The 22,499-nt window shown below is 70.5% G+C and carries 21 protein-coding genes; 9 read left to right on the top strand and 12 right to left on the bottom strand.

Annotated elements, in window-relative coordinates; translation table 11 throughout:
* Positions 1–13: 13 nt before the first annotated feature.
* Positions 14–1,165, bottom strand: coding sequence for a DUF1688 family protein (locus BLR02_RS14245; RefSeq protein ID WP_090663674.1), 1,152 nt, complete (start codon positions 1,163–1,165; stop codon positions 14–16).
* The gene (locus tag BLR02_RS14240) at positions 1,162–2,412 is read right to left on the bottom strand and encodes a GTP cyclohydrolase II (protein ID WP_090663673.1); all 1,251 of its coding nucleotides are present in this window, start codon (positions 2,410–2,412) and stop codon (positions 1,162–1,164) included. Before BLR02_RS14240 ends, BLR02_RS14245 begins: the two co-directional genes overlap by 4 nt.
* 129 nt (positions 2,413–2,541) lie before the next feature.
* Between BLR02_RS14240 and BLR02_RS14235 the strand changes: the two genes are divergently transcribed.
* Positions 2,542–3,633 (top strand): TRAP transporter substrate-binding protein, encoded by a 1,092-nt coding sequence (locus tag BLR02_RS14235; protein ID WP_090663672.1) that lies wholly within the window; start codon positions 2,542–2,544, stop codon positions 3,631–3,633.
* 9 nt (positions 3,634–3,642) lie between these two features.
* Here the strand turns inward: BLR02_RS14235 and BLR02_RS14230 are convergent, their stop codons facing one another.
* Genes BLR02_RS14230 through BLR02_RS14215 form a run of 4 tightly spaced genes read right to left on the bottom strand, consistent with a single transcriptional unit; the run spans position 3,643 to position 8,310 of the window.
* Positions 3,643–5,274, bottom strand: a complete 1,632-nt coding sequence (locus tag BLR02_RS14230; RefSeq protein WP_090663671.1) for a GMC family oxidoreductase — start codon at positions 5,272–5,274, stop codon at positions 3,643–3,645.
* 26 nt (positions 5,275–5,300) lie between these two features.
* On the bottom strand, positions 5,301–6,092 hold the full coding sequence (locus BLR02_RS14225) for a 2-keto-4-pentenoate hydratase (RefSeq protein WP_090663670.1): 792 nt from the start codon (positions 6,090–6,092) through the stop codon (positions 5,301–5,303).
* A gap of 44 nt (positions 6,093–6,136) precedes the next feature.
* The gene (locus tag BLR02_RS14220) at positions 6,137–7,147 is read right to left on the bottom strand and encodes a zinc-binding alcohol dehydrogenase family protein (RefSeq protein ID WP_090560303.1); all 1,011 of its coding nucleotides are present in this window, start codon (positions 7,145–7,147) and stop codon (positions 6,137–6,139) included.
* Complete coding sequence (locus BLR02_RS14215) at positions 7,144–8,310, bottom strand: epoxide hydrolase family protein (protein ID WP_090663669.1); 1,167 nt, start codon at positions 8,308–8,310, stop codon at positions 7,144–7,146. Before BLR02_RS14215 ends, BLR02_RS14220 begins: the two co-directional genes overlap by 4 nt.
* Positions 8,311–8,468: 158 nt before the next feature.
* Between BLR02_RS14215 and BLR02_RS14210 the strand changes: the two genes are divergently transcribed.
* Complete coding sequence (locus BLR02_RS14210; protein WP_090560305.1) at positions 8,469–9,440, top strand: Bug family tripartite tricarboxylate transporter substrate binding protein; 972 nt, start codon at positions 8,469–8,471, stop codon at positions 9,438–9,440.
* Here the strand turns inward: BLR02_RS14210 and BLR02_RS14205 are convergent.
* Entirely contained in the window at positions 9,427–10,344 is a 918-nt protein-coding gene (locus BLR02_RS14205) for a glycosyltransferase (RefSeq protein WP_090560306.1), read from the bottom strand. The two genes, BLR02_RS14210 and BLR02_RS14205, sit on opposite strands and share 14 nt — an antisense overlap.
* Entirely contained in the window at positions 10,341–11,459 is a 1,119-nt protein-coding gene (locus BLR02_RS14200) for a glycosyltransferase family 2 protein (RefSeq protein ID WP_176849567.1), read from the bottom strand. The genes BLR02_RS14205 and BLR02_RS14200 overlap by 4 nt, the downstream gene beginning before the upstream one ends.
* A 283-nt stretch (positions 11,460–11,742) precedes the next feature.
* Between BLR02_RS14200 and BLR02_RS14195 the strand changes: the two genes are divergently transcribed.
* The 4 genes from BLR02_RS14195 to BLR02_RS14180 all read left to right on the top strand — a co-directional run bounded on the left by BLR02_RS14195 (position 11,743) and on the right by BLR02_RS14180 (position 16,941).
* Positions 11,743–13,197: a UbiA family prenyltransferase gene (locus BLR02_RS14195; protein WP_218127950.1), complete on the top strand. Its 1,455-nt coding sequence runs from the start codon at positions 11,743–11,745 to the stop codon at positions 13,195–13,197.
* Between the two features lie 11 nt (positions 13,198–13,208).
* Positions 13,209–14,570, top strand: coding sequence for an FAD-binding oxidoreductase (locus BLR02_RS14190; RefSeq protein WP_090560309.1), 1,362 nt, complete (start codon positions 13,209–13,211; stop codon positions 14,568–14,570).
* On the top strand, positions 14,567–15,310 hold the full coding sequence (locus BLR02_RS14185; protein ID WP_090663667.1) for an SDR family NAD(P)-dependent oxidoreductase: 744 nt from the start codon (positions 14,567–14,569) through the stop codon (positions 15,308–15,310). The genes BLR02_RS14190 and BLR02_RS14185 overlap by 4 nt, the downstream gene beginning before the upstream one ends.
* Before the next feature lie 194 nt (positions 15,311–15,504).
* Positions 15,505–16,941, top strand: coding sequence for an oligosaccharide flippase family protein (locus tag BLR02_RS14180; RefSeq protein WP_176849565.1), 1,437 nt, complete (start codon positions 15,505–15,507; stop codon positions 16,939–16,941).
* A 100-nt stretch (positions 16,942–17,041) separates the two neighbouring features.
* Here BLR02_RS14180 and BLR02_RS14175 read toward each other — a convergent pair whose 3' ends face one another.
* From BLR02_RS14175 to BLR02_RS14165, 3 genes are read right to left on the bottom strand one after another with little or no spacing between them, the layout of a single operon-like run.
* Complete coding sequence (locus tag BLR02_RS14175; protein WP_090560312.1) at positions 17,042–17,323, bottom strand: hypothetical protein; 282 nt, start codon at positions 17,321–17,323, stop codon at positions 17,042–17,044.
* A 40-nt stretch (positions 17,324–17,363) separates the two neighbouring features.
* Positions 17,364–18,245 carry a polyphosphate kinase 2 family protein gene (locus tag BLR02_RS14170; RefSeq protein WP_090663665.1) on the bottom strand — a complete coding sequence of 294 codons (882 nt, stop codon included), beginning with the start codon at positions 18,243–18,245 and terminating at the stop codon, positions 17,364–17,366.
* Between the two features lie 11 nt (positions 18,246–18,256).
* On the bottom strand, positions 18,257–19,117 hold the full coding sequence (locus BLR02_RS14165; protein WP_090663664.1) for an endonuclease/exonuclease/phosphatase family protein: 861 nt from the start codon (positions 19,115–19,117) through the stop codon (positions 18,257–18,259).
* 88 nt (positions 19,118–19,205) lie between these two features.
* On the opposite strand from BLR02_RS14165, the gene BLR02_RS29500 reads away from it, so the two are divergent.
* The 3 genes from BLR02_RS29500 to BLR02_RS14150 are packed head-to-tail and all read left to right on the top strand — an operon-like array spanning position 19,206 to position 21,023.
* A complete protein-coding gene (locus BLR02_RS29500) occupies positions 19,206–19,781 on the top strand; it encodes a hypothetical protein (RefSeq protein WP_090663663.1) in 576 nt (191 codons plus the stop codon).
* A 13-nt stretch (positions 19,782–19,794) separates the two neighbouring features.
* The gene (locus BLR02_RS14155; RefSeq protein ID WP_245704783.1) at positions 19,795–20,577 is read left to right on the top strand and encodes an SDR family oxidoreductase; all 783 of its coding nucleotides are present in this window, start codon (positions 19,795–19,797) and stop codon (positions 20,575–20,577) included.
* Positions 20,574–21,023: a MaoC family dehydratase gene (locus tag BLR02_RS14150; RefSeq protein WP_090663662.1), complete on the top strand. Its 450-nt coding sequence runs from the start codon at positions 20,574–20,576 to the stop codon at positions 21,021–21,023. The genes BLR02_RS14155 and BLR02_RS14150 overlap by 4 nt, the downstream gene beginning before the upstream one ends.
* Positions 21,024–21,030: 7 nt before the next feature.
* Here BLR02_RS14150 and hldE read toward each other — a convergent pair whose 3' ends face one another.
* On the bottom strand, positions 21,031–22,467 hold the full coding sequence (gene hldE / locus BLR02_RS14145) for a bifunctional D-glycero-beta-D-manno-heptose-7-phosphate kinase/D-glycero-beta-D-manno-heptose 1-phosphate adenylyltransferase HldE (RefSeq protein WP_090663738.1): 1,437 nt from the start codon (positions 22,465–22,467) through the stop codon (positions 21,031–21,033).
* Positions 22,468–22,499 lie beyond the last annotated feature (32 nt).

The following is a 22,499-nucleotide window of genomic DNA, read 5'->3' as shown; positions in this document are numbered from 1 at the left end:
CATCGGGCTGGCTTTAGAAGACGGTGCCATCGCTGGCGATGCGGAGTGGCGGGCCGCCATCGGCGCGGCGCTCGGCGGCGAGGCGGCGGCCGGCCCACCAGGTGCCGCCTTCCAGCACGCGGGCCAGCGGGAATGCCTCGGCGGCAACGCCGAGGCGGGTGCGGACGAGCGGGGCGATGGCGTCCAGCAGGGTGACGGTCAACGCCCGCCAGCCGACGATCAGCGGGGAGCCTGGCTCATGCGCCCGGGCGCCATCCGTGGGGTCGGCGAGGCGGAGGACGCCCATATCGAGGAAGAGGCCTCCATTGCGATATTCCGGCAGGCCGGTCAGCGCATCGATCCCGGTGACGCGGAGGCCGGCCTCTTCCAACGGCTCGATCAACGAATAGGCTAGCCACTGGGAGAGCTTATGGAAGGGCACCAGCCCGTCCGGCGCGGTGATGGCGGGATGCGGCCAAGCATCGCCGAAGCCGGCGCGGCCGGGCCAGATGGTGCCGAGATGGTGCAGGATGGCGATGAGGATGGCGCGGGCGGGGAGGGTGCCGCCTTCGGCCTGGGCGGCGAGGTGGTCGAACAGGCCACCGGGACGGCCGGCGAAGATGGCGGGCGAGGCGGCCACGGCCTCGCCCAGGCGCCGGAGCAGGGCGGCACGGCCTTCGAGGCCGATCAGCGGGTTCTCGGGCCCCGCCTGGAAGCCGGTGGCGAGGTCCGCGGCGGTGAGCTTGGCGAGGCGGGCGGCATCGGCGCGGGCGCTGCGCCCATCCGCGGCGAAGGCACCGGCGGCGAACATCCGCAGGCTGGCGACGGCGAGGCCCTCGGAGCGGGCGAAGACCTGACCGGTTTCCGCTTCGTGGTAGCGCCATGCCATGCCGGCGCCGGCATCGAGCAGGACGGAGGTGATGGCGAGGTCGAAGGCCATCCGCGGATCGCGGCCGCGAAGGGCAGCCCAGCGGTCCAGGCCGCCCACTGTGAAATGGCGCCAGCGGGCGTGGAAAGGGACCACGAGGTCCGGATAGTTCTCCCGAACCACCCTCGCCACGAAATCGGCCGTGGCGGGCAGGCGGCCCAGGTCGAGGGTCCAGCCATCGAGCCTGCCCTGCTGCGCGAGGGTATAGAGATCCCCGCAGCGCTCGCGCACCGCCTCCGGCGACAGGAGGTCGGTCACATGCTCTCCAGCGGCCGGCCGACGGTGCGGGCGAGGTCGGCGGGGCTCGGGGCCTCGGGGGCGAAGTAGCCGGCCGCCTTCTTCGCCTCCATCTCGACGGCCGCATCGGGCGGGATGCGGTCGGGCGGGATGGGCACGCGCTCCAGCACCTCGATCCCCTGCTCCACCATGGCGTCGTACTTCATGTTGGACATGGAGATGAGGCGGTGGATGCGCGTCACGCCCAGCCAGTGCAGCACATCAGGCATCAGCTGCTGGAAGCGGGCATCCTGCACGCCGGCGACGCATTCGGTGCGCTCGAAATAGGTGGCGGCCTGGTCGCCGCCCTCCTGGCGCTTGCGGGCGTTGTAGACGAGGAATTTCGTCACCTCGCCGAGTGCCCGTCCCTCCTTGCGGTTGTAGACGACGAGGCCGACGCCGCCCTCCTGCGCCGCCCGGATGCCCTCCTCGATGCCCTGGATGAGATAGGGGCGGCAGGTGCAGATGTCGGACCCGAAGACGTCGGAGCCGTTGCACTCGTCATGCACCCGGCAGGCGAGGCGGGTATGGCGGTCGGCCAGCGCCCGCGGGTCGCCGAAGATATAGGCGGTGATGCCGCCGACGGGCGGCAGGAAGACCGAGAGGTCGGGGCGGGTGACGAGCTCCGGGTACATGCCCCCGGTCTGCTCGAATAGGGTGCGCCGCAGCGCGTGTTCCGGGACGCCGAAGCGCTCGGCGATGCCGGGCAGCCACCAGACCGGGTCGATCGCCGCCTTGGTGACCGAGACATCCCCATTGCCATGCAGCACCTCGCCATCCGGTGCGAGGGCGCCGGCGCCCATCAGGGCGTTCAGCTCGGCCATGTTCAGCCGGGCACGGGTGATGGCGATGGTCGGCCGGATATCGATCCCCTCGCCGATGGCATCGCCGAAGACCTGGCCGACGACATGGCCCCAGGGGTCGAGCGAGACGATCCGCCCCGGCTCCGTCCATTGGGGGTAGGGGCCGATCTCCGTGACCGGGTGGGTATTGGCGAGGTCGGGCCGCTGCAGAGGCGAGAGCGCGCCGGCCGAGACGGCGAGCGCCCGGTAGAGCGAGTAGGAGCCCCCATGGGTGCCGATGACATTGCGGTCGGAGGGGCGGGTGACGGAGCCGATGACCGGGCCGCGCTCGGCCGGCGTCGGTGCCGCCCAGCGCAGCGGCCAGCGATGGGCCTGTGGCTCGGGATGCGAGGTAAGGCGGATATGGCGCGGGGCGTTGCTGCTCATGGGGCGAAGCTTGACAGGATGCGATGCCGACTCAAAGGGGCGCTTCCGGCGTAGCAACGGAAGGTGTTGCCGCCTTATCCTCGGCCCATGCCCCCGTCATGAGGGGCGGGACCAGGGAGAAAAGTTCATATGCAACGCCGCCGCGCCCTCGCGGGCGGGATCGCCGGATTTGCCGGCGCCGCCACGCTCGCCAGCCCCAACCTCGCCGGCGCCCAGCCGCGCATCCGCTGGCGCTGCCCGAACAGCTTTCCAAAGACTCTCGACACGCTCTACGGGGCGGCCGAGATCGTGGCGCGCCGGGTGCGGGAGATGTCGGACGGCGCCTTCGAGATCACCGTCTCCGGCCCGGGCGAGATCGTGCCCGCCCTGCAGATCATGGATGCGGTGGGGCAGGGCTCGGTCGAGTGCGGCCTCACCGCCAGCCTCTTCTACTTCGGCAAGGACCCGAGCCTCGCCATCAGCACCACGCTGCCCTGGGGCATGCCGAGCCGGGCGATGTTCGCCTGGCTGAACTATGCCGGCGGGCGCGACCAGCTGCGGGAGGTGTTCCGCGACCAGGGCGTGGTCGCCATCCCGGCCGCCTGCACCGGGGCGCAGATGGGCGGCTGGCTGAAGAAGGAGATCAGGACGGTCGACGACCTGAAGGGGCTCAAATTCCGCATCGCCGGCTTGGGCGGCAGCGTGATGGCGAAGCTCGGCGTCATCCCGCAGCAGATCGCGCCTTCCGACATCTACCCGGCGCTGGAGCGGGGCGTCATCGACGCGGCCGAATATATCGGCCCCTATGACGACGAGAAGCTCGGCTTCGGCCAGGTGGCCAAATTCTATTACTATCCAGGCTTCCAGGAGATCGGGCCGAGCACTGACTTCATCGTCAATCAGCGCGTCTGGGAGGGGCTGCCGAAGGCCTATCAGTCCATGCTGGAGACGGCATGCGCCGAGGCCTGGCATGCGACGACGGCAAAGTACGACGTGGTCAACCCGGCGGCGCTGCGGCGGCTGGTGGCCGGCGGCACCCTGCTCCGCCCCTATCCGCGGGAGGTGATGGCGGCACTCTACAAGGCGGCGCAGGAACTCTATGCCGAGCTCGGGGCGCAGAATGCCCGCTTCAAGCGCATCCACGAGCATTGGGACCGGTTCCGGCTGGAGCAGAGCCAGTGGTTCCGCGTGGCGGAGGACAGCGCCGCGAATTTCGTCGCGGTGACGACCTCGCAGCGCTGACCGGCTCCGTCAGGCGGCCTCGGCCGCCTGGCGTCCGAGGATGAAGTCCGCTGCCTTCTCGGCGATCATCAGCGTCGTCGCATAGGTATTGGCGGAGGGCATGCTCGGCATGATCGAGGCATCGACGATGCGCAGCCCCTGCATGCCATGCACCAGCAGCCGGTCGCTGACGACGGCGCTCGGGTCGGTCTCGGGCCCCATGCGAGCGGTGCCGATCAGGTGGTATGTGGTGCTGCCGTTGCGCTTGGCGAAGTCGAGCAGCTCATCGTCGGTCTGCGCCTGGGAGCCGGGCAGGGTCTCGGCCTCCAGGTACCGCGCCAGCTCCGGCGTGTTCAGCATCCGCCGCACCAGCCGCATGCCGCCGAGATGGACGCGCACATCCATCGGGTCGGAGAGGTAGTTCGGGTTGATCACCGGGTCCTCGAAGACATCGGTGCTGCGGGCGGTGACCCAGCCGGTGCTCTCCGGCCGGTGCTGCCAAGCGCCGGCCGTGACGCCCGGATAGTCGTCCAGCACATAGACCTTGCCCTCGACATAGGAGCCGGGGGTAAAGACGCATTGCAGATCGGGCATGTCGAGCCCCTCGAAGCTCTTCCAGAAGACATGGACGTGCGAGGGCGCGGTGGCGAGGATGCTGGGCCGGCGCAGCCCCCAGCGGGCGATCTGCACCCCGAGCTTCATGCCGCGGCCGAGCTGGTTCAGCGTCTCGACGCCCGGCTTCGCCCGCATGACGAAGCGCGAGGCGTAGTGGTCGCGGAAATTGGCGCCGACGCCGCGCAGCGCATGCACGACCGGCACGCCGAGCCGCTCCAGCAAATCCACCGGCCCGACGCCCGAGACCTGCAGCAGCCGCGCCGTGTTCACCGTGCCGGCGGAGAGGATGACCTCGCGCCGCGCCCGCACCTCGCGTGGCGGGGCGCCGCGGGCGGCAAGGTAGCGGATGCCGACGGCACGCTTGCCCTCGAAGAGGATGGCGCTGGCCCGCGCATTGGTCCGCACCTCGAGATTGGGCCGCCGCATCGCCGGCTTGAGGAAGGCCCGCGCCGCCGAGACGCGCCGCCCGTTGCGGATGGCGCGCTGGAAATAGCCGACGCCGGCCTGGTCGCCGCTGTTGTAGTCGAGGGCGCGGGGGATGCCGAGGCCCACGCAGCCCTCGATGAAGGCCTCCGAGACCGGGTTGATCCAGTCCATGTCGGTGACCGGGATGCCGTCCTCGTTGCGGCCGCGCGAGTGGTCGCCCTCACCGATGCGGTTCTCGCTGCGCCGGTAGTAGGGCAGGCAGTCGGCATAGCCCCAGCCCCGGTTGCCACGCTGCGCCCAGTTGTCGAGATCGGCGGGCTGTCCGCGGTTGTAGACCATGCCGTTCACCGAGGAGGAGCCGCCGAGCGTCCGCCCCTGCGTCGTGCTGATGCGCCGCCCGCCGGTCATCGGCAGCGGCTCGGTCTTGAACTGCCAGGTCACGCCGGGGTCGACCAGCGTCTTGATGAAGCCGGCCGGGATATGGATGAAGGGGTTGCGGTCCGGCGGGCCTGCCTCCAGCACGCAGACAGTGATGCCCGGATCGGCGCTCAGCCGGTTGGCGAGGACGGAGCCGGCGGCGCCCGATCCCACGATGACATAGTCGAAGCTGTCGGCATCCATGCGCGGCGTCCTGCTGGCTCTTGATCTCAGGCTATAAACCGAACGGCGAGGCTGCCAAGCCGCCCGAAATCCGCCCGGACCGCATCGCCCGCCGTGATCTCGAGCGGCACCATGCAGGTGCCGGTGGTCACGTACTGCCCGGCAGCGAGGCCGGGGCCATGGGCGGAGAGCTCATTCGCCAGCCAGGTGAGGGCGATGCGCGGATCTCCCAGCACATTGGCGCCGATGCCCTCGCGGCCATAGCGCTCCCCGACCCGGGCGGTGACGGGGTGGGCCGCGAGGTCGAGGCCGCGCCAGTCGGCAGGGGCCTCGGGGCCAAGGACGAACTGATGGGCACAGGCATTGTCGGCGATCAGCTGCGGGCCGCCGGCCGTGGCGAAATCCTCGAAGCGGCTGTCCGGCACCTCGATGCCGAGATGCAGCGCGCCGACCGCATCCATGACCTCGGCCTGCTTATAGGGCGTGGAGCGGGGCGGCAGGCCACGCGCGAGGCGGAAGACGAATTCCGGCTCGGCGACCAGCATGGCATTGGCGCCGAGCGGCACCTCGGCCCCGTCGGGGAAGACCTGGCTGGCGAGGATGCGGCCGGCCAGCGGGCCATCCACCCCGATATGCGCCTGCCCGGCCTTGCTGGTGGCGGCGATCTTCCAGCCGAAGAGCGGCTGCCCGTCGCGTCCTTCCAACCGGGACTGGATGGCATAGCCCTCAGCCCGGCTGGAAGGACGCATCGAGGCGGGAAGGGCAGCCAGGCGGCGCCCCTCCCGCCAGTGCTGCCACAGCAGCGCCGCGGCGGCTTCGGCCGCGCCGTCGTCGAGCATCGTCGTCTCCCCCATCGGTCCTTTGGCGGCCGTCGCTGGCCGCGTCAGAACCCTTCAAGCACGATCTTGCCCCGCACGCGCCCCGCCTCGATAGCCGCATGGGCGCGGCGAAGATTCTCCGCCGTGATCCGGCCCTGGTTGTCCGGCGGTGCCGGGCGGAGGATGCCGCCATCGATCAGCTCTGCCGCCTCGGTGAGGATGGCGTGCTGGCGCTGCATGTCGGCGGTGCGGAACATCGGCCGGGTGAACATCGCCTCCCAATGGATCGAGACGCTCTTGAACTTGACCAGGCGCAGGTCGAGCGGCTCCGGGTCGTCGATCAGCCCGAACCGGCCCTGCGGCGCGATCAGCCTGGCGATCTCGGCCCAGGCGGCGGCATCGGTATGGGTCGAGAAGACGTAGCGCACCGGGCCGAAAGGCTTCACCTGCGCGGCCAGGGGCTGGGTGTGGTCCACCACCTCATGCGCCCCGCAATCGCGCACCCAGGCGGCGCTTTCGGGGCGAGAGGCGGTGCCGATGATCCGCAGCCCGGTCAGCGCCCGGGCCAGGGCGATGGCGATGGAGGGTACCCCGCCGGCGCCGCCCAGCATCAGCAGCGACTCGCCGGCGCCCCCGCCGCGGGGAATCTCCAGCCGGTCGAACAGCATCTCCCAGGCCGTCAGCGTGGTCAGCGGCAGGGCGGCCGCCTCGGCATGGGAGAGCGTGGCGGGCTTCCGTCCGGTGATCCGCTCATCGACCAGCTGCAACTCGGCATTGGAGCCGGGGCGGTCGAGCACGCCGGCGTAGTAGACGGCGTCGCCGGGGCGGAAGAGCGTGCAGCCCGGCCCCACCGCCTCGACGATGCCGGAGGCGTCGTAGCCCAGCACCCGGGGCTCCGTGGGCGAGGCATCGAAGGCGGCGCGGCTCTTGGTGTCGCGCGGATTGACCGAGACGGCCTGCACCCGGACCAGCAGGTCGCGGCCCTCGGGCGCCGGCGGCTCCGGCAGCTCGAGATCCTGGAGCGAGCGCGGGTCGCCGATCGGCAGGCCCCGCTCGGTATAGCCAACCGCCTTCATGCGACCTCTCCCCGCAGCGGGCGGAAGAAGGCGGCGATCTCGGCCGCCAGCGCCGCGGGCTGTTCCATGGCGGCGAAATGCCCGCCCCGCTCCATCGGCGTCCAGCGGCGGATATCGGTATAGGTCCGCTCGGCGATGCTGCGCGGCGGGCGCCTGATCTCCTTGGGGAAGGCGGCGTAGCCCAGCGGCACATCCACGGTGCGGCCCTCGGGGATCGGCCAGGCGCCATGCATCCGGGCGTAGTAGGGCCAGAAGGAGGCACCGATGCTGCCGGTGAACCAGTAGAGGGCGATATTCGCCAGCAGCCGGTTGCGCGGATGGACGCTCTCCACATCCCCGTCGCAATCCGACCAGGCACGGAATTTCTCGACGATCCAGGCGGCGAGGCCGGCGGGGCTGTCGTTCAGGGCGAAGGCGAGGGTCTGCGGGCGAGTGCCCTGGATCGATTGGTAGCCGGTCTCCTCCCGCATCCACTGGGCGACCTCCTCGAGGTAGCGCCGCTCCTCCTCGGTCGGGTTTTCGGGCGGGGGCTGGTCGGGGCGGAGGGAGAGCAGGTTCAGGTGGATGCCGATCAGCTTCTCCGGATGGGCGACGCCGAGGCGGGAGGCGGTGAAGCCGCCCCAGTCGCCGCCCTGGGCGCCGAACCGCCCATAGCCCAGTACGCCGTCCATCAGATGGGCGAGGCAGTCGGCGATGGCCTCGACGGCGAAGCGCGGCTGGCCGGGGCGGAAGGACAGGCCATAGCCGGGCAGGGACGGGGCAACGACGGTGAAGGCATCCGCCGGGTCGCCGCCGAAGCGCGCCGGGTCGGTCAGGCGCGGGATGACGTCGAGGAATTCGAAGACCGAGCCGGGCCAGCCATGCATCAGCAGCAGCGGCATCGGTGCCGGCCCCTGGCCCTGGACATGCAGGTAGTGCAGGTCGATGCCATGCAGGGGTACGGTGAATTGCGGGAAGGCATTCAGCCGCGCCTCCGCCTGGCGCCAGTCGAAGCCGCTCTGCCAATAGGCGAGCAGGTCGCCGAGATACTCGACATCCGTGCCGGTCGCCCAGGGCTCGCCCGGTGCCTGGTCGGGCAGGCGGGTGAGCGCGAGGCGGGTCTTGAGGTCTGCGATGGCGGAATCGGGGATGTCGAGGCGGAAGGGCCGGGGTATCGGGACCATGCATTCCTCCTGCCCGTCCTGGCGGGCGATTGCCGCCCAGGCCAGCGCGGCCGGTGGTTCCCGTCAAGCGATGGAATGCGTGCCGGTGCATCCGGCTGGCTTGACGTGCGATGGGTGCAAGCCACCAATGCGCGGCAAGACCGGGGAAGGAAGCCAGGATGAAACGTCGTCAACTGATCGCGGCCGGCGGCCTGCTGCTTGGCGCCCGCGCGGCCCGGGCTGATGAGGAATGGCCCGCCCGTACCGTCACCATCCTGGTGCCCTTCGCGCCCGGCTCCTCCTCCGACATCATCGCCCGTGCCATCGCGCAGGGCATGCAGCAATCCCTCGGCAAGCCGGTGGTGGCGGAGAACCGGCCGGGTGCGACCGGCGAGGTCGGGGCGCGCGCCGTCATCCGCAGCGCGCCGGATGGGTATATGCTGATGCATGCGCCGATCAGCACCTGGGCGATCAATGTCGCGCTGCGGCCGAACCTCGCCTACGACCCCGTCACCCAGCTGACGCGCATCACCCAGACGGTGCGGACGCCAAATGTGCTGGTAGTGCATCCCGGCCAGGTTCCGGCGAAGACGCTGCCGGAGCTGGTGGCCTGGCTGAAGGGCAATGGCGGGCGTGCCTCCTACTCCACCAGCGGCATCGGCTCCTCCGACCACCTGACGATGGAGATGTTCAAGCAGGCAACCGGGACCGAGGTGGCGCATGTGCCCTATGCGGGCGGCGGGCCGGCGACGACGGACCTGATCGCGGGGACGGTGCAGATGTCCTTCCAGAATCTCGGCTCGATTGCGCCGCAGATCCGCGACGGGCGGGTACGGCCGATCATCATCACCAGCGAGGCGCGCAGCCCGCTGCTGCCGGAGGTGCCGACGGCGGGCGAGATGGGGCTGCGCGATTTCGTGGTCTATTCCTGGCAGGGTTTCGGCGGGCCGGCGGCGATGCCGGCACCGCTCGTCGCGCGCATCCACGCGGCGGCGGTGGGCGCGCTGCGGTCGCCGCAGACCGAGGCGCGGCTGGTCGATCTCGGCTTCGAGGTGGTGGGGAACAGCCCGGAGGAGTTCGCCCGCTTCCAGGCGGCGGAGATCGCCCGCTGGAAGCGCGTCGTCACCCAGGGTGGGATTACGGCCGAGTAGTGTCCTGCTGCTGCGCGGGGCGGCCGGCGGCGACGCCGGCCAGCCAGCGGTCCCGGTAGCGGATGCGCAGCCGGCGCGGCGAGGGCGGCAGCAGCCGCATGCCCTCGGCCGCGACGCGATAGACCACCCTGCGGAGGACCTGCTTCGGCGAGAAGCCCTCAGCGTAGTGCTTGCCCTCGCCGACGCCGTAGCGGAAGGCGCGGTCGAGGATCCAGCCTTCCTCCATCTGCTCCGGGCGGATGATGTGGCGGACGCGGGCGGCAGCCTCGAACCAGCCGCGATGACCGGCGGCTTCCAGCCGGCGCAGCAGCTCCGTCTCGCTGCCCATGGCGTAGAGCGGGTTGGTGCCGTCCGGGCCGACATGCTCGGCGAAGCGGGTGCCGGCCTCGAAGACGCTGGCCCGGATCGCCATGTTGGGGCCGAAGATGTCGGTGAAGCCGCAGGGGCCGCTCGGCCGGCGCTTCTGGGCGTAGAGCACGCTGAACTCCACCGCCTGTTCCGACAGCCAGTCGGGCTTCGGCCGGGGCCAGTCGGGCAGCACGGTGCCGCCGAAGAGATCGGCCTCCGGATGCGCATCGGCCGCGGCCTGGAGCTGGCGGAGCCAGTCGGCATCGGGCAGCACGTCGTCATCGGTGAAGACGGCGAGGCGGCCGCGCAACTCCGGCAGGGCGAGATTCAATGCGCGGTTCTTGCCGGGCTTCGGGCAGGACAGGATGGTGAGCGGCAGGCGGCTGGCGAAGCCCTGCAGCACCTCCATCGTGGTGTCGCTGCTGCCATTGTCGACGACCACCAGCTTCCAGCCACCCTCCGGGGCGGTGAGGCCGGTGAAGGCCTCGAGCACGCGCGGGATGGCATGGGCGCGGTTGCGGGTGGCGAAGAAGACGGTGAGGGCTGGGTCGCTCATCGGCGTGGCTCCCGGGCTTCGTCGGCGCGGGCGCCGATATCGAGGGTCGGGATGATCGGCTCGCCATCACGGCGCAGCAGTGCCCGCAGCACGCGCGCGGGGAGGCTGCGCTTCTTCTGCTCGCCCATCAGTGCCATGCGGGTGAAGCCGCGCGCATATTCGAGGCGCCAGCGCAGGCCGAGCAGCGATGTGCTTCGCCGCGGCAGCAGCCCGGCGGGAAGCGTGACGAGCTCGACCGCCAGGCGGCGTGGCAGCTCGCGCCAGACCTGTTCGGGCGAGCCGAGGATGCGGCGGGTGGCGACGGTGGAGGCGCCCTGCCAGTAGAGCCGGTCGAGCAGCCATTCCGGCCGCATCCGCCCGGCCTGGATCTGGTGGCGCACGACGATGCTGCTGTCATACCAGGCGGAAAAGCCACGGTCCTGCAACCGCCAGCCGACCTGCACATCCTCATCCGAGAGCAGCAGCCGCCCGAAGCGGCCAAGCCGGTCGGCGAAGCCGCCCATCTCGAGCAGGGGCTGGCGCTGGACGATCATGTTGACGCCATAGGGCTCCAGCCCGGCCGGCACCTGCGGCGTGCGGAATTCGCCGGCGCCCTCCCATTCGATGATGGAGAGCACGCCGCGCAGGCTCTCGGGCCACCAATCCGGCAGCGGCTGCTCCCAGACCGGCAGGACCCGTCCGGCCAGCACGCCCGGCCAGGGATGGCGCGAGGCGGCGACGCGCTGGATCTGCTCGATCCAGTCCGGCATGGCGAGTGCATCGTCATCGAGATAGGCAATGAAATCCGCCTCGCTCGCCGCCGCGCCCATGTTGCGGGCGGCGCTGGCGCCCGGGCGGTCGACGCGCAGCAGCCGTGCATTGGGCAGCGGCGCGACCATCGCGGCGAGCTGCTCGCTGACCTCTGGCCGGCTGCAGCTGTCGACGACGATGATGTCGAAGGCATCGGAGCCGACGGTCTGCTCCCGCAGGCTCTCGAGGCAGGTTTTCACATAATGTGGTCGATCATGGGTGACCAGGCACGCGGTGACCGTCGGCACGCGGGTAGCGGGGAGCATTGCCGCACCGCCATGGTGTGTCGTCGTCATCCTGTCCTCGGTCGTGACAGCGCCCTGCATACGCCTCGCATCCTGGGAAGCCGCCGGGAAAATAGAAGGTGGAGGCATACAAAAGAAAGGTGTTGCGGTGCATCACGCGCGGTACGTGCAGTCACGTTGCGTTGCGCCTGAACATTGGTCTGCGGTTCCTCGAAAGTTTCCTACGAAACAGTCCTGCCGAGGTCAAAGATTTGTGTGTGCCGCCTTTCGATTTTCCGCGGCGCAACACCTCTCACGCCAATGGCATTATCGCATTCGGGCCATGAATGTGATTTTGCGCTGCGGTATGAGATCGGATCGTTCGATGCAAGGCGTGCATGCAAGCGAGAGGCGCCCCGATGCGGGCGGGCCATTGCCGCTGGCCGTCGATCTGGACGGAACGCTGCTGGCTACGGACACCCTACATGAAGGGCTGGTCGAGGCGCTGTTGCACAGCCCCACGGCTTTCCCTAGCCTGTTAAGAAGCCTGCCCGAGGGGCGGGCCGCCTTCAAGCGGCGTGTCAGCCAGCAGGCGCCGGCCAAGGCTGCCGGCCTGCCCCTGCGCGAGCCCTTCCTCGAGTGGTTGCGCGAGCAGCGCGACCTTGGGCGTGAGTTGCACCTCGTCACCGCAGCCGATCAGGCGATCGCCGATGCAGTCGCGGCGCATGTCGGATTGTTCCGCAGTGCGACGGGCAGCGACGGCACGCGCAACCTGCGGAGCGAGGAGAAGGCGGAGTTCCTGCGCCGTTCCTTCCCCGATGGTTTCGCCTATGCGGGTGACAGCCGGCACGACCTGCCGGTCTTCGCTGCCGCCTCCGAGATCGTGCTGGTGAATGCAAGCCCAGCGACGACGGCGGCGGCGCGAGCCGTCAACCCGGCGATCATCGCCGAATTCCCGCCCGAAGGCTCGCGGATCCGCACCTGGATCGGCGCATTGCGCGTCCACCAGTGGTCGAAGAATGTCCTGGTCCTGGTTCCGCTGCTGCTCGGGCACAAGCTGTACGACACCACGGCCATCCTGCACTGCGTGCTGGGAATGCTGCTGCTGAGCCTCGCCGCCTCCGGCACCTATTTGCTGAACGACCTCGCCGACCTCACTTCGGACAGGCAGCACCGCAGCAAGCGGCATCGCGCCATCGCCTCGGGACGCATCCGGCCCCTGCATGCGCTGGCGGCGGCAATAGTGCTCATCGTCTTTGCGCTGTTGGCGCCCTTGCTGTTCCGCCCGATGCTTTCGGTGGCGATCATCGGCTATTGCGGGCTGTCGCTGCTCTATTCCGGCGGGCTGAAGCGCATCGCGCTGATCGATACGCTGACCATCGCGGCGCTCTTCACCATGCGGCTCTCGCTCGGCATCGAACTGGCGGATATTCCCTACTCGCCCTGGCTCGTCGCCTTCGCCGGATTCTTCTTCTTCTCGCTGGCGCTCGCCAAGCGTCATTGCGAGCTGATGGAGGCGCGTGAGAGCGGCAACCTCGCCCGGCGCGGCTGGGAGGTGGATGACTGGCCGCTGACGCTCGGCTTCGGCGTGGCGGCCGGGCTGGGCGCGTTGCAGATCATGATCCTGTATGTTGCCGATGATGCGCTGCCCTCGCGTATGTACACCCATGCCGCTTGGCTCTATGTGGCGCCCGGCGCGGTTGCTGTCTGGTTGATGCGGATCTGGCTGCTGGCCCATCGCCGCCTGTTGCAGCATGACCCGGTGGTCTTCGCGCTGCGCGACCCCTGGTCGTGGGGGATCGGCGCTGTGGCCGGCCTCGCCCTGGCCATGGCGCTCTAGGACAATTCAGGATGCCCGATAGCTTGGCTGCCCAGGCGATGACACGCATGACCGGCTGGAAATCCACTGCCCTGCAGGGCTGGGGCCGCAGCACGCTCAGCCCCTGCCTCGCCGCGCGGCCGGAGCGCCTGCGCGAGTTGCGGGCCGCGCTGGATACGCCTGAGGGCCGCACGCTCATCGCTCATGGCGGCGGGCGCAGCTATGGCGATGCGGCGCTGAATACCGATGGTGCCGTTGTGGTGACCGGGCGGCTCGACCGCATCCTCGCCTTCGACCCGGCAACGGGTGAGCTGGTGGCGGAGCCGGGCGTGACCTTCGCCGACCTGCTGGCCGTCTTCCTGCCGCGCGGTTTCGTGGCCCCGGTGTCGCCGGGCACCGCGCATGTCACGCTGGGCGGCGCGCTGGCGAATGACGTGCATGGCAAGAACCACCACCATGCGGGCAGCTTCGGCGACCATGTGCTCTGGTTCGACCTGCTGCTGCCGGATGGGCGGATGCAGCGCGTCTCCGAGGCGGAGGACCCGGCCCTGTTCCACGCCACCATCGGCGGGATCGGATTGACCGGGCTGATCGCCGCCATCTGCCTCAGGCTCGTGCCGGTGCCCTCCAACGCGCTTGCGGTGCGGCGGCGGCGCGTCGGCGATCTCGATGAATTCCTGGCCGGATTCGAGGCGGCCTCCGGCGCGACCTGGTCGGTCGGCTGGATCGATGCCCTGGCCAGCGGCCGCTCGCTGGGCCGTGGCATCCTGGAGACGGCGGAGCCGAGCCCCACCGGCCTGCCTCACACGGTGCCGAAATCCCGGCGGTTCCCCGTCGATGCGCCGGGCTGGCTGCTGAACGGGATGAGCGTCCGCGCCTTCAATGCGCTCTACTGGCGGCGCGTACCGGCCGCCGGCCAGGAGGTGACGGTGCCCTACCGGCAATTCCTCTATCCACTCGATGCGATCGAGGGCTGGAACCGGATGTATGGCAAGCAGGGCTTCCGGCAGTTCCAGTGCGTGGTGCCGCCGGGCCCTGGCGTGGCAGCGCTGCGCCGGCTGCTGGAGACGGTCGCCGCCGCCGGCAGCGCCTCCTTCCTCGCGGTGCTGAAGGTGATGGGGCCGGAGGGGCGGGGCATGCTCTCCTTTGGCATGCCGGGCTACTCCCTGGCGCTCGACATCCCCGCCCGGCCCGGCAGCGAGGAGCTTTTCGGCCGGCTGGAGCGCATCACCCGGGATGCCGGCGGGCGCATCTACCTGGCGAAGGACAGCCTGCTCTCGGCCGAGGCCTTCTCCGCGATGTACCCCCGGGCGGATGAGTTCCGGGCGGTGCGGGCCCGGGTCGACCCGGATCGGCGCCTCGGCTCCGACATGGCGCGGAGGCTCGGGCTATGAGGGAGACCTGGCTGATCCTCGGCGCCTCCTCGGCGGTCGCCCGCGCCTTTGCGCGGGAGGCGGCGGAGCATGGCGCGGCGCTGCTGCTCGCCGGGCGGGACATGGAGGATCTGGGGCACCAGGCCACCGACCTCGCCATCCGCCATGCGGTGCCGGCGGTGCCGATGCGCTTCGAGGCGCGGGACCTCGCCAGCCATGCCGGCTTCGTCGCCGAATGCCGGGAACGGGCCGGGGAGGGGCTGCTGAACGTCTTCCTCGCCTTCGGCGTCATGCCGGACCAGGCGGAAGCGGATGCCGACCCGGCGGTCGCGGCCGGGATGGTCGAGGCCAATTTCACCGGTGCCGTCTCCGTGCTCGGCACGCTGGGGCCAGTGCTCGAGGCGCAGCGCGGCGGCGTCGTGGTGGCACTGGGCTCGGTCGCGGGCGACCGGGGAAGGAAGCGCAACTTCCTCTACGGCGCCACCAAGGCGGCGTTGCTGACCTATCTGCAGGGCTATGCGGCGCGGCTGTCGGGCGCCGGGGTGCGGGTGCTCTGCATCAAGGCGGGGCCGGTCGATACCGGCATGACCTGGGCGCTGCCCAAGCTGCCTTTCATGGCCTCACCGCGGGCCTTCGCCGCGGCGGCCTGGCAGAAGGCCCGGCGAGGCTCCGGCAGCGCCTATCTGCCGGGAATCTGGTGGCCGGTGATGAGCATCATCCGGCTCCTGCCGACGCCCATCTTCAATCGCTTGGACATCTAGCCGGCTTTCGGCCCGTCTTTGGAGGATTGCATGGCACCGCCGCCGCTGGCCGGTTCTGATCCGACTATCTGCCCTGCCAGTTTTCTACGCCTCGGCTGCGACTGTGGTAATATACCATCCATATATGGGACACCCGAAACTGTGTGCAGGCAAGGCATAGCCAGGTTGAATGCGTCCCAGCCGGACCACGCCCTGTGATCGGCATCGTGCGGCGCATCGTCCCGGCTTCGGGCTCGCCTGCCTGGGTGGCGGCAGAGACCTTGGGCTCGGCCGCCTTCTCCCTGGTCGGCCTGCTCTTCATCGCCAGGCTCATCGGACCGCAGGCGGCGGGCACCGGCGCCATCGCGGCCAGCGCCTTCCTCACCATCGACTTCCCGATCGCCGCGCTCTTCGGCGATGCGCTGCTGCAGCGGCGGGACCTTGAGGAGCGACACCGGTCCTCGGCGCTGTGGGTGACGATCGGCGTGGCGCTGCTTGGCATGATCGGCCTCTTCCTCGCCGCGCCGCTCATTGCCGGGGCGATCGGCGCGCCGGTGCTGACCGACATGATCCATGTGCTGTCGCTGCTGCTGCCCTTCTCGGCCGCTTCCGGGCTGATGGCGGCGCTGGCCCTTCGGGCCCGCCACTACCGGTTGCTGGCACAGCGGGTGCTGATCTGCCAGCCACTCTCGGTGGGGGCGGGGATGGTCGCCGCCTTCGCCGGCTGGGGCCCCTGGGCGATGGTCGTGCAGCAGGCGGTGGCGACGCTCTCCGTCTTTCTGCTGCTGGCCGCACTGTCTGGCTGGCGGCCGCGGCTGGTGGTGGACCGGGCGGCGATCGCGGATCTCTGGCCGATCGCCGGGCCTCAGATCCTCGCCCTGCTGGTGCTGAACGGGCGCTACCGCATCTTCATCCTGGTGCTCGGCATGATGGTGGCGGAGACGGTGGTGGCGGTGACGCATATCGCCTTCCGCCTGCTCGATGTCGCCATGTCGGTCGTGAGCGGCGCCTCGTCGCGGCTCGCCATGCCGCGGCTCTCCGCCCTGCAGCACGACCGCGACGCAATGGCGGAGTGTTACGGCGACCTGGCGCAGCTTCAGGCGCTGATCGGCCTGCCGATCGCCATCGGCCTCGCCATCACCGCGCCGCAGCTCATCACCCTGCTGATGGGTGGGCCCTGGGTGGCGGCGGCGGAGCCGGCCCGGCTGGTGGCGCTGGCCGCGGTGCCGGCCTTCCTGATCGGCCCGGCCCCGGCGCTCTGGCTGGCGCTCGGGCGGACGCGGATGAACCTCATCACCCAGCTCATCGGCTTCTGCGTGCCCTTGATGGCGCTGCTGATCGTGCAGCCGGTGGATGCGGCCGGGGCCGCGGTCTGCTGGGTGGGGGGGACGCTATCGGTGGTGCCGCTGCAGGTGATCCTCGGATTGAGGGCGCTCAACCGGCCGCTGCGCTGGCTGGTGGGGCAGCTCACCGTGCCGATCGTGGCGACCGCGGCCATGACGGGGGTGGCGCTCTTCGTCGCCGAGCATGTGGCGGGGAAGCCGGCGCTGATGGCGATCTCGCTGATCGGCGGCTGCGGCGCGGCGACCTATTGCGCCATGCTGGCGGTGCTGCTCGGCGGGCGGTGGCCGCGGGCGCTGCGCGAGGCCTGAGCGTGAGGCCAGGATCGCGCCGCATGGCGCCTGGTGTCCTGCCCCTTTCCCTCGCGGGATTGCCCGCCAGGGAAGGGGGCAAGCAGGCCATCAGCTTGCTCTAGATGAATTGGCCCCGCAGGAAGCCGAGCGCCGGCAACGGCGTCCATTTGCGGGGCAGCTCGGCCCGGGTGATGGGCGCCACGCTGTAATGCGGCACGGGCTGGCGGCTGCGGCGCAGGAAATCCTCATAGGCGCGCACCTGCTGGGCGCGCCAGTCGCGGTCCGCCAGGGCGGCAGCGCGGCTGCGGTACACATCGGCGACCCGATTGGTGCGCCCGACCGTGGCATAGACAGCCCAGAGACGATCGTCGTCGCGGCCGACGGGGATAAGGTCCCTCACACCCGTTTAGGTCGCAATCGGCGGGGCTGGCGTCAAGGGCTTAGCCAAGCTCGCGCTTCGCATCCTGCAGCCTCGCCCGCTCCTCCGCCGAGACGATGGGGTAGTGCAGGCCGAGGGATTCGAGCTGCTGGGCCAGCGCCTCGGCCACCACCAGCCGGGTGAACCACTTGTTGTCGGCCGGGACGACGTACCAGGGCGCTGCCGGGGTGGCGGTGGCGCGGATCGCCCGCTCATAGGCGTCCTGGTAGGCGTCCCAATGGCGTCGCTCGGCGATGTCGCCGATGTCGAATTTCCAGTTCTTCTCCGGCTCCTCGATCCGCTTGAGGAAGCGTTCGCGCTGTTCCGCCTGGCCGAGATGGAGGAAGAATTTCAACACCGTGACGCCTTGGCGTCCGAGATAGGCCTCGAAGGCGGCGATATCGGCCAGCCTCTCCTCCCAGATCCGCTTGCCGCGCACGGCCTGGGGCAGTTTCTGCCGGTCGAGGATCTCCGGATGGACGCGGGCGACCAGCACCTCCTCGTACCAGGAGCGGTTATGGATGCCGATCTGGCCGCGAGTCGGCAATGCCGTGATATGGCGCCAGAGGAAGTCGTGGTCGAGCTCGACCGGGCCTGGCGTCTTGAAGCTGGTGACGTGGCAACCCTGCGGATTGATCCCGGTGAAGACATGCTTGATGGCGCCATCCTTCCCGGCGGCATCCATCGCCTGGAAGATGCAGAGCACCGCCCAACGGTCCTGCGCATAGAGCATGTCCTGCAGGGCAGCGAGTCGCTCGACACCCTCCTGCAGCAGGGCGGCGGCGGCCTCCTTCCCGAGATCGATGCCGGCCGTGTCGCCGCTGTCCCAATCCTTCAGGTGGAAGTTCCGGCCCTGCTCCACCCGGTACCGGGCCACCAGCTTGCGACGCCGCTTCAGGTCCATGTGAATTCTCCTCAGGGCAGGCGCAGGCGGATGCTGAGCGGGCAATGGTCGGACAGGCGCTCCCGCCAGCCGCTCCCCTGCTCGCCATAGACCATGACGCGAAGGCTGTTCGGCACCATCCAGTCGCGTGCCGGGCCGCCGAGCAGGATATGGTCGATGAAGGCGCGGCCGCCGCGAGGGCCGGCCCAGCATGGGTTGGAGACGCCCTCCGTCACCCGCAGGAGCGGTGCGGCCGTGGAAAGCTCGTGCCAGAGCCTCTCGGTTCGTGCATCGAAGGACCGGTTGAAGTCGCCGAGCAGGGCGAAGGCCACGCCCTCGCGGCGCCGGGCCGCGATCCATTTGGCGAGGATCTCGCCCTGCCGGGCCAACTGCTCGCATTCCGGCTCCGGCCGATCCAGCCGGCCACTGCTGCAGCCGCTTTTCAGATGAAGGGAGAGCAGGCGGAGCCGGCCACTGTCCGACTCGACCGTGACATCGGTGCCGCGCCGCAGCGAGCGGCGTGCCTCCGGGTTGAGGTCGAGCGCCGCAAGGTCCGGGTTGCGGATGACATGCAGCCCGCGGCGGATGGCGAAGCCGGCGCGCTGCAGGTCATCCTCCTCGGGGAAGACGAAGACATAGCGACGTGGGTCGAGGATCAGGGCAGCGCCTTCGGGCCCATCCACTTCCTGCAGGGCGATGACATCGGCATCGAGGCGCCGGGCATAATCGGCAAGCCGGGCGAGATCGGCCTGGGCCCGCGGCGACCGGTCGTGTGGCAGCAGCGCGTCGCGGGTGGTGAGCCAGGCGATGTTCCAACTGGCCAGTTTCAATTCCGTGGCCCGGCCGAGGCCGGGGGCGAGAAGGAGGAGCAGGGTAAGAATCAGAGACCGCATGGAGCCAGAGTGCCGGGCGGCGGCCGGGGTTGCATAGCCACCGATCGCGGAGGGGACAGGCCAACCGGTCCTGGTCTAGCCTTCCCGCATGATCCGATCCTTCCTCGCCGGTGCCCTGCTGCTTGCCCTGCCCGTGGCGGCGCAGGAGGTGAAGGCGCCGGAGACGGCCCTGCAGCGCATCGCGGCCCTGCCGGCGGAGGCGGCTGGCTGGCGCCGTGCCGATGTGACCGATTTCGAGGCCCGGCCGAGCGGGGCGGGGCTCGGCGCCGCGGCGGAATACCGGCCCGTGGCGGGCGGCCCAGGCGTCGCCACCCTCTATGTCTATGACCGCGGCCTGGCGGGCGGCGCGACGCTGGCCAGCCTCGACGGCGAGTTCACCCAGGCGCTGCGCGAAATCGAGATGCTGGGCGCCATGCGCCGCTACCGGGTGGAGGCGCGGCTGCCGGGGCCGCCGGTCCTGGGTGCCGCGGGGCGGGAGGCGCTGCGCTGTGCGCAATTCGCCCTGGCCTTCGATGGCGGCAACCGGGCCGACAGCTTCCTCTGCCTCGGCGTACAGGAGCAGCGCTTCGTCAAGCTGAGGATGACCCTCCAGGCCGGCGCGCCGGAGGCGGAGGCACAGCAGCTGCAGGCGCTCGGCGGGGCGCTGCTATCCGGGATGCGATAACGGGAGGACAGGGATGAAGGCCAATACGGCGCCGCTGACGGTGCGGCTGGATGGGTTGCGGGTGGCGATCACGGCGGGGGCGGGCGGCATCGGCCGGGCCATGGCGGATGGCTTCGCCAGCTGCGGCGCGAAGGTCTTCCTCTGCGATGTGGACCAGGAGGCGCTGGCGGCCTGTCCCTACCCCTCGATGGTCGCCGATATGGAGAGCGTCGAAGGCTGCGAGGGCTTCGTCGATGAGGCGGTCGCGCGGCTCGGCGGGCTCGACGTGCTGGTGAACAATGCCGGCATCGCCGGGCCCACCGCCCGCGTCGAGGATGTGACGCCGGAAGCGCTGAGCCGCACGCTGAAGATCGACCTCGAGGCCATGTTCCACTGCGCCCGCCGTGCGGTGCCTGCGCTGCGGGCGGCGGGCGGCGGCTCCATCGTCAACCTCTCCTCGGCGGCCGGGCGCTTCGGCTTCCCGCTGCGGAGCCCCTATGCGGCGGCGAAATGGGGGGTGATCGGCTTCACCAAGTCGCTTGCCATCGAGCTGGGGCCGGAGGGAATCCGGGTGAATGCCATCCTGCCCGGCCTCGTCGCCGGCGACCGCATCCGGCGGGTGCTGGAGGCCAAGGCCCAGGCCAATGGCCGCAGCTTCGCCGAGCAGGAGGCGGAGGCGCTGCGCCCTGTCTCGCTCCGCTGCTATGTCACGCCGCAGGACATCGCCAATATGGCGCTCTATCTCTGCTCGCCTTTCGGGGCGACGATCAGCGGCCAGTCGCTCTCGGTCGATGGCGACATGCAGGTGCTGATGTGAGCCCTCGCCCGATCGAATCCTTCGACGAGCTGGTCCTTGGCCAGAGCTTCGAATTCGGCACGGTCGAGATGACGCGGGCGGACATCCTCGATTTCGGCCGGCGCTTCGACCCGCAGCCCTTCCATGTGGACGAGGCGGCGGCGGCTGAAGGGCCCTTCGGCGGCCTCATCGCCTCCGGCCTGCACACCCTCTCGGCGGTCTTCGGCCATATGATCGAGAGCGGGATCATGGCCAAGGTCTCGCTCGGCGGGGCAGGGATGGAGATCGCTTGGCCGGCGCCGGTGCGGCCGGGCGATGTGCTCCGCGTCTCCGCCGTGGTGGAAGCGCTGGCGCCGAGCCGCAGCAAGCCGGACCGGGGCATCGCCAAGCTGCGTTTCACCGGCGAGCGGGTCTCGGACGGGGTGAAGGTGCTCGACGTGCTGACGACGGTCTTCCTGCGGCGCTGATCAGGCCCTAACCCTTGGCGCGGGCGATGATCCCGGTGGTGGAGCGCCCCGGCAGCAGGTCGAGCAGCACCACCTGGCCGCCCGCCGCCTCCACCTCCCTGGCGCCGACCACCGTCTCCTTCGTGTAGTCGCCGCCCTTCATCAGCACATCCGGCAGTAGCAGGCGGATGAGCTCGATCGGCGTGTCCTCCTCGAAGGCGATCACGGCATCCACCGAGGCGAGGCCGGCGATGACGGCGGCGCGGTCGGCCAATGGGTTCACCGGGCGGGCCGGGCCCTTCAGCCGGCTGACGCTGGCATCGGCGTTCAGCGCCACCACCAGCCGGTCGCAGCGGCGCCGGGCCGCGCGGAGCGAGGCCACATGGCCCGCATGGAGGATGTCGAAAACGCCATTGGTGAAGCCGACGCGCAGCCCATGGGCGCGCCATTCGGCGACGAGGCGGGCAGCGGCCTCACGGTCGAGCAGCGCGCCCTCATCCGGGGCAGAGCCGCTTTCGGCCCGCAACGCATGGGCCAGCTCATCGGCGCCGACGGTTGCCGTGCCAAGCTTGCCGACGACGATCCCGGCCGCGGCATTGGCGATGCGCATCGCCTCCTCCAGCGGCTGGCCGGAGGCATGGACCAGGGCGAGGGTGGCGATGACGGTGTCGCCGGCGCCCGAAACGTCGAAGACCTCCCGCGCCAGGGCGGGCACGCTGGTGGCGCCGGCGCCGGCGCGGACCAGTACCATGCCGCGGCCGGCCCGGGTGCAGAGCAGGGCGGCGAGCCCGGCCTCGGCCATCACATGCTCGGCGGCGGCGACCACCTCCGCCTCCGTGCCGACGGGCAGGCGGGCGGCGCGGGCGAGCTCGCGCGCATTGGGCTTCACGCAATCGGCGCTGCGATAGACCGAGAAATCCTCGCTCTTCGGATCGACCAGGACGGGGATGCCCTGGGCGCGGGCGGCGGCGATGGCCTCGGCGATCACCGGGGGCGAGAGCACGCCCTTGGCATAGTCCGAGAGGATCAGCGCCTGGCAGGAGGGCAGGGCGGCGCGCACCGCCGCCAGCATGGCGGCGGCCTCCGCCGGCTCGGCCGGGCTGGTAGCCTCGTCATCGACGCGGACCACCTGCTGGGTGCCGGCGATGATGCGCATCTTGCAGATGGTGGGGCGGCCGGCGCTCTCGACCAGCCGGTCCTCGATGCGCGGGTCGGCGGCGAGCAGGGCGCGGAATTCGGCCCCCGCGGCATCCCGCCCGAGCAGCCCGACCAGCACGGCCCGGGCGCCGAGGGCGGTGATGTTGCGCGCCACATTGCCCGCCCCACCCGGCATGGCCGAGAGGCGGCGCTGGCGCAGCACGGGCACCGGCGCCTCGGGCGAGATGCGCTCCACCTCCCCGTAGAGGAAGCGGTCGAGCATGGCATCGCCGAGGACGAGGACGCGGAGGGCGCTGAAGTCGAGCATGGGGAGCGGCATAGCGCCGCGCGGTCCGGAAA

It is taken from the genome of Belnapia rosea (assembly GCF_900101615.1).
Classification (GTDB): domain Bacteria; phylum Pseudomonadota; class Alphaproteobacteria; order Acetobacterales; family Acetobacteraceae; genus Belnapia; species Belnapia rosea.
Note: the sequence above shows the minus strand (reverse complement) of the source record. Positions and strands in the feature narration are given on the sequence as shown.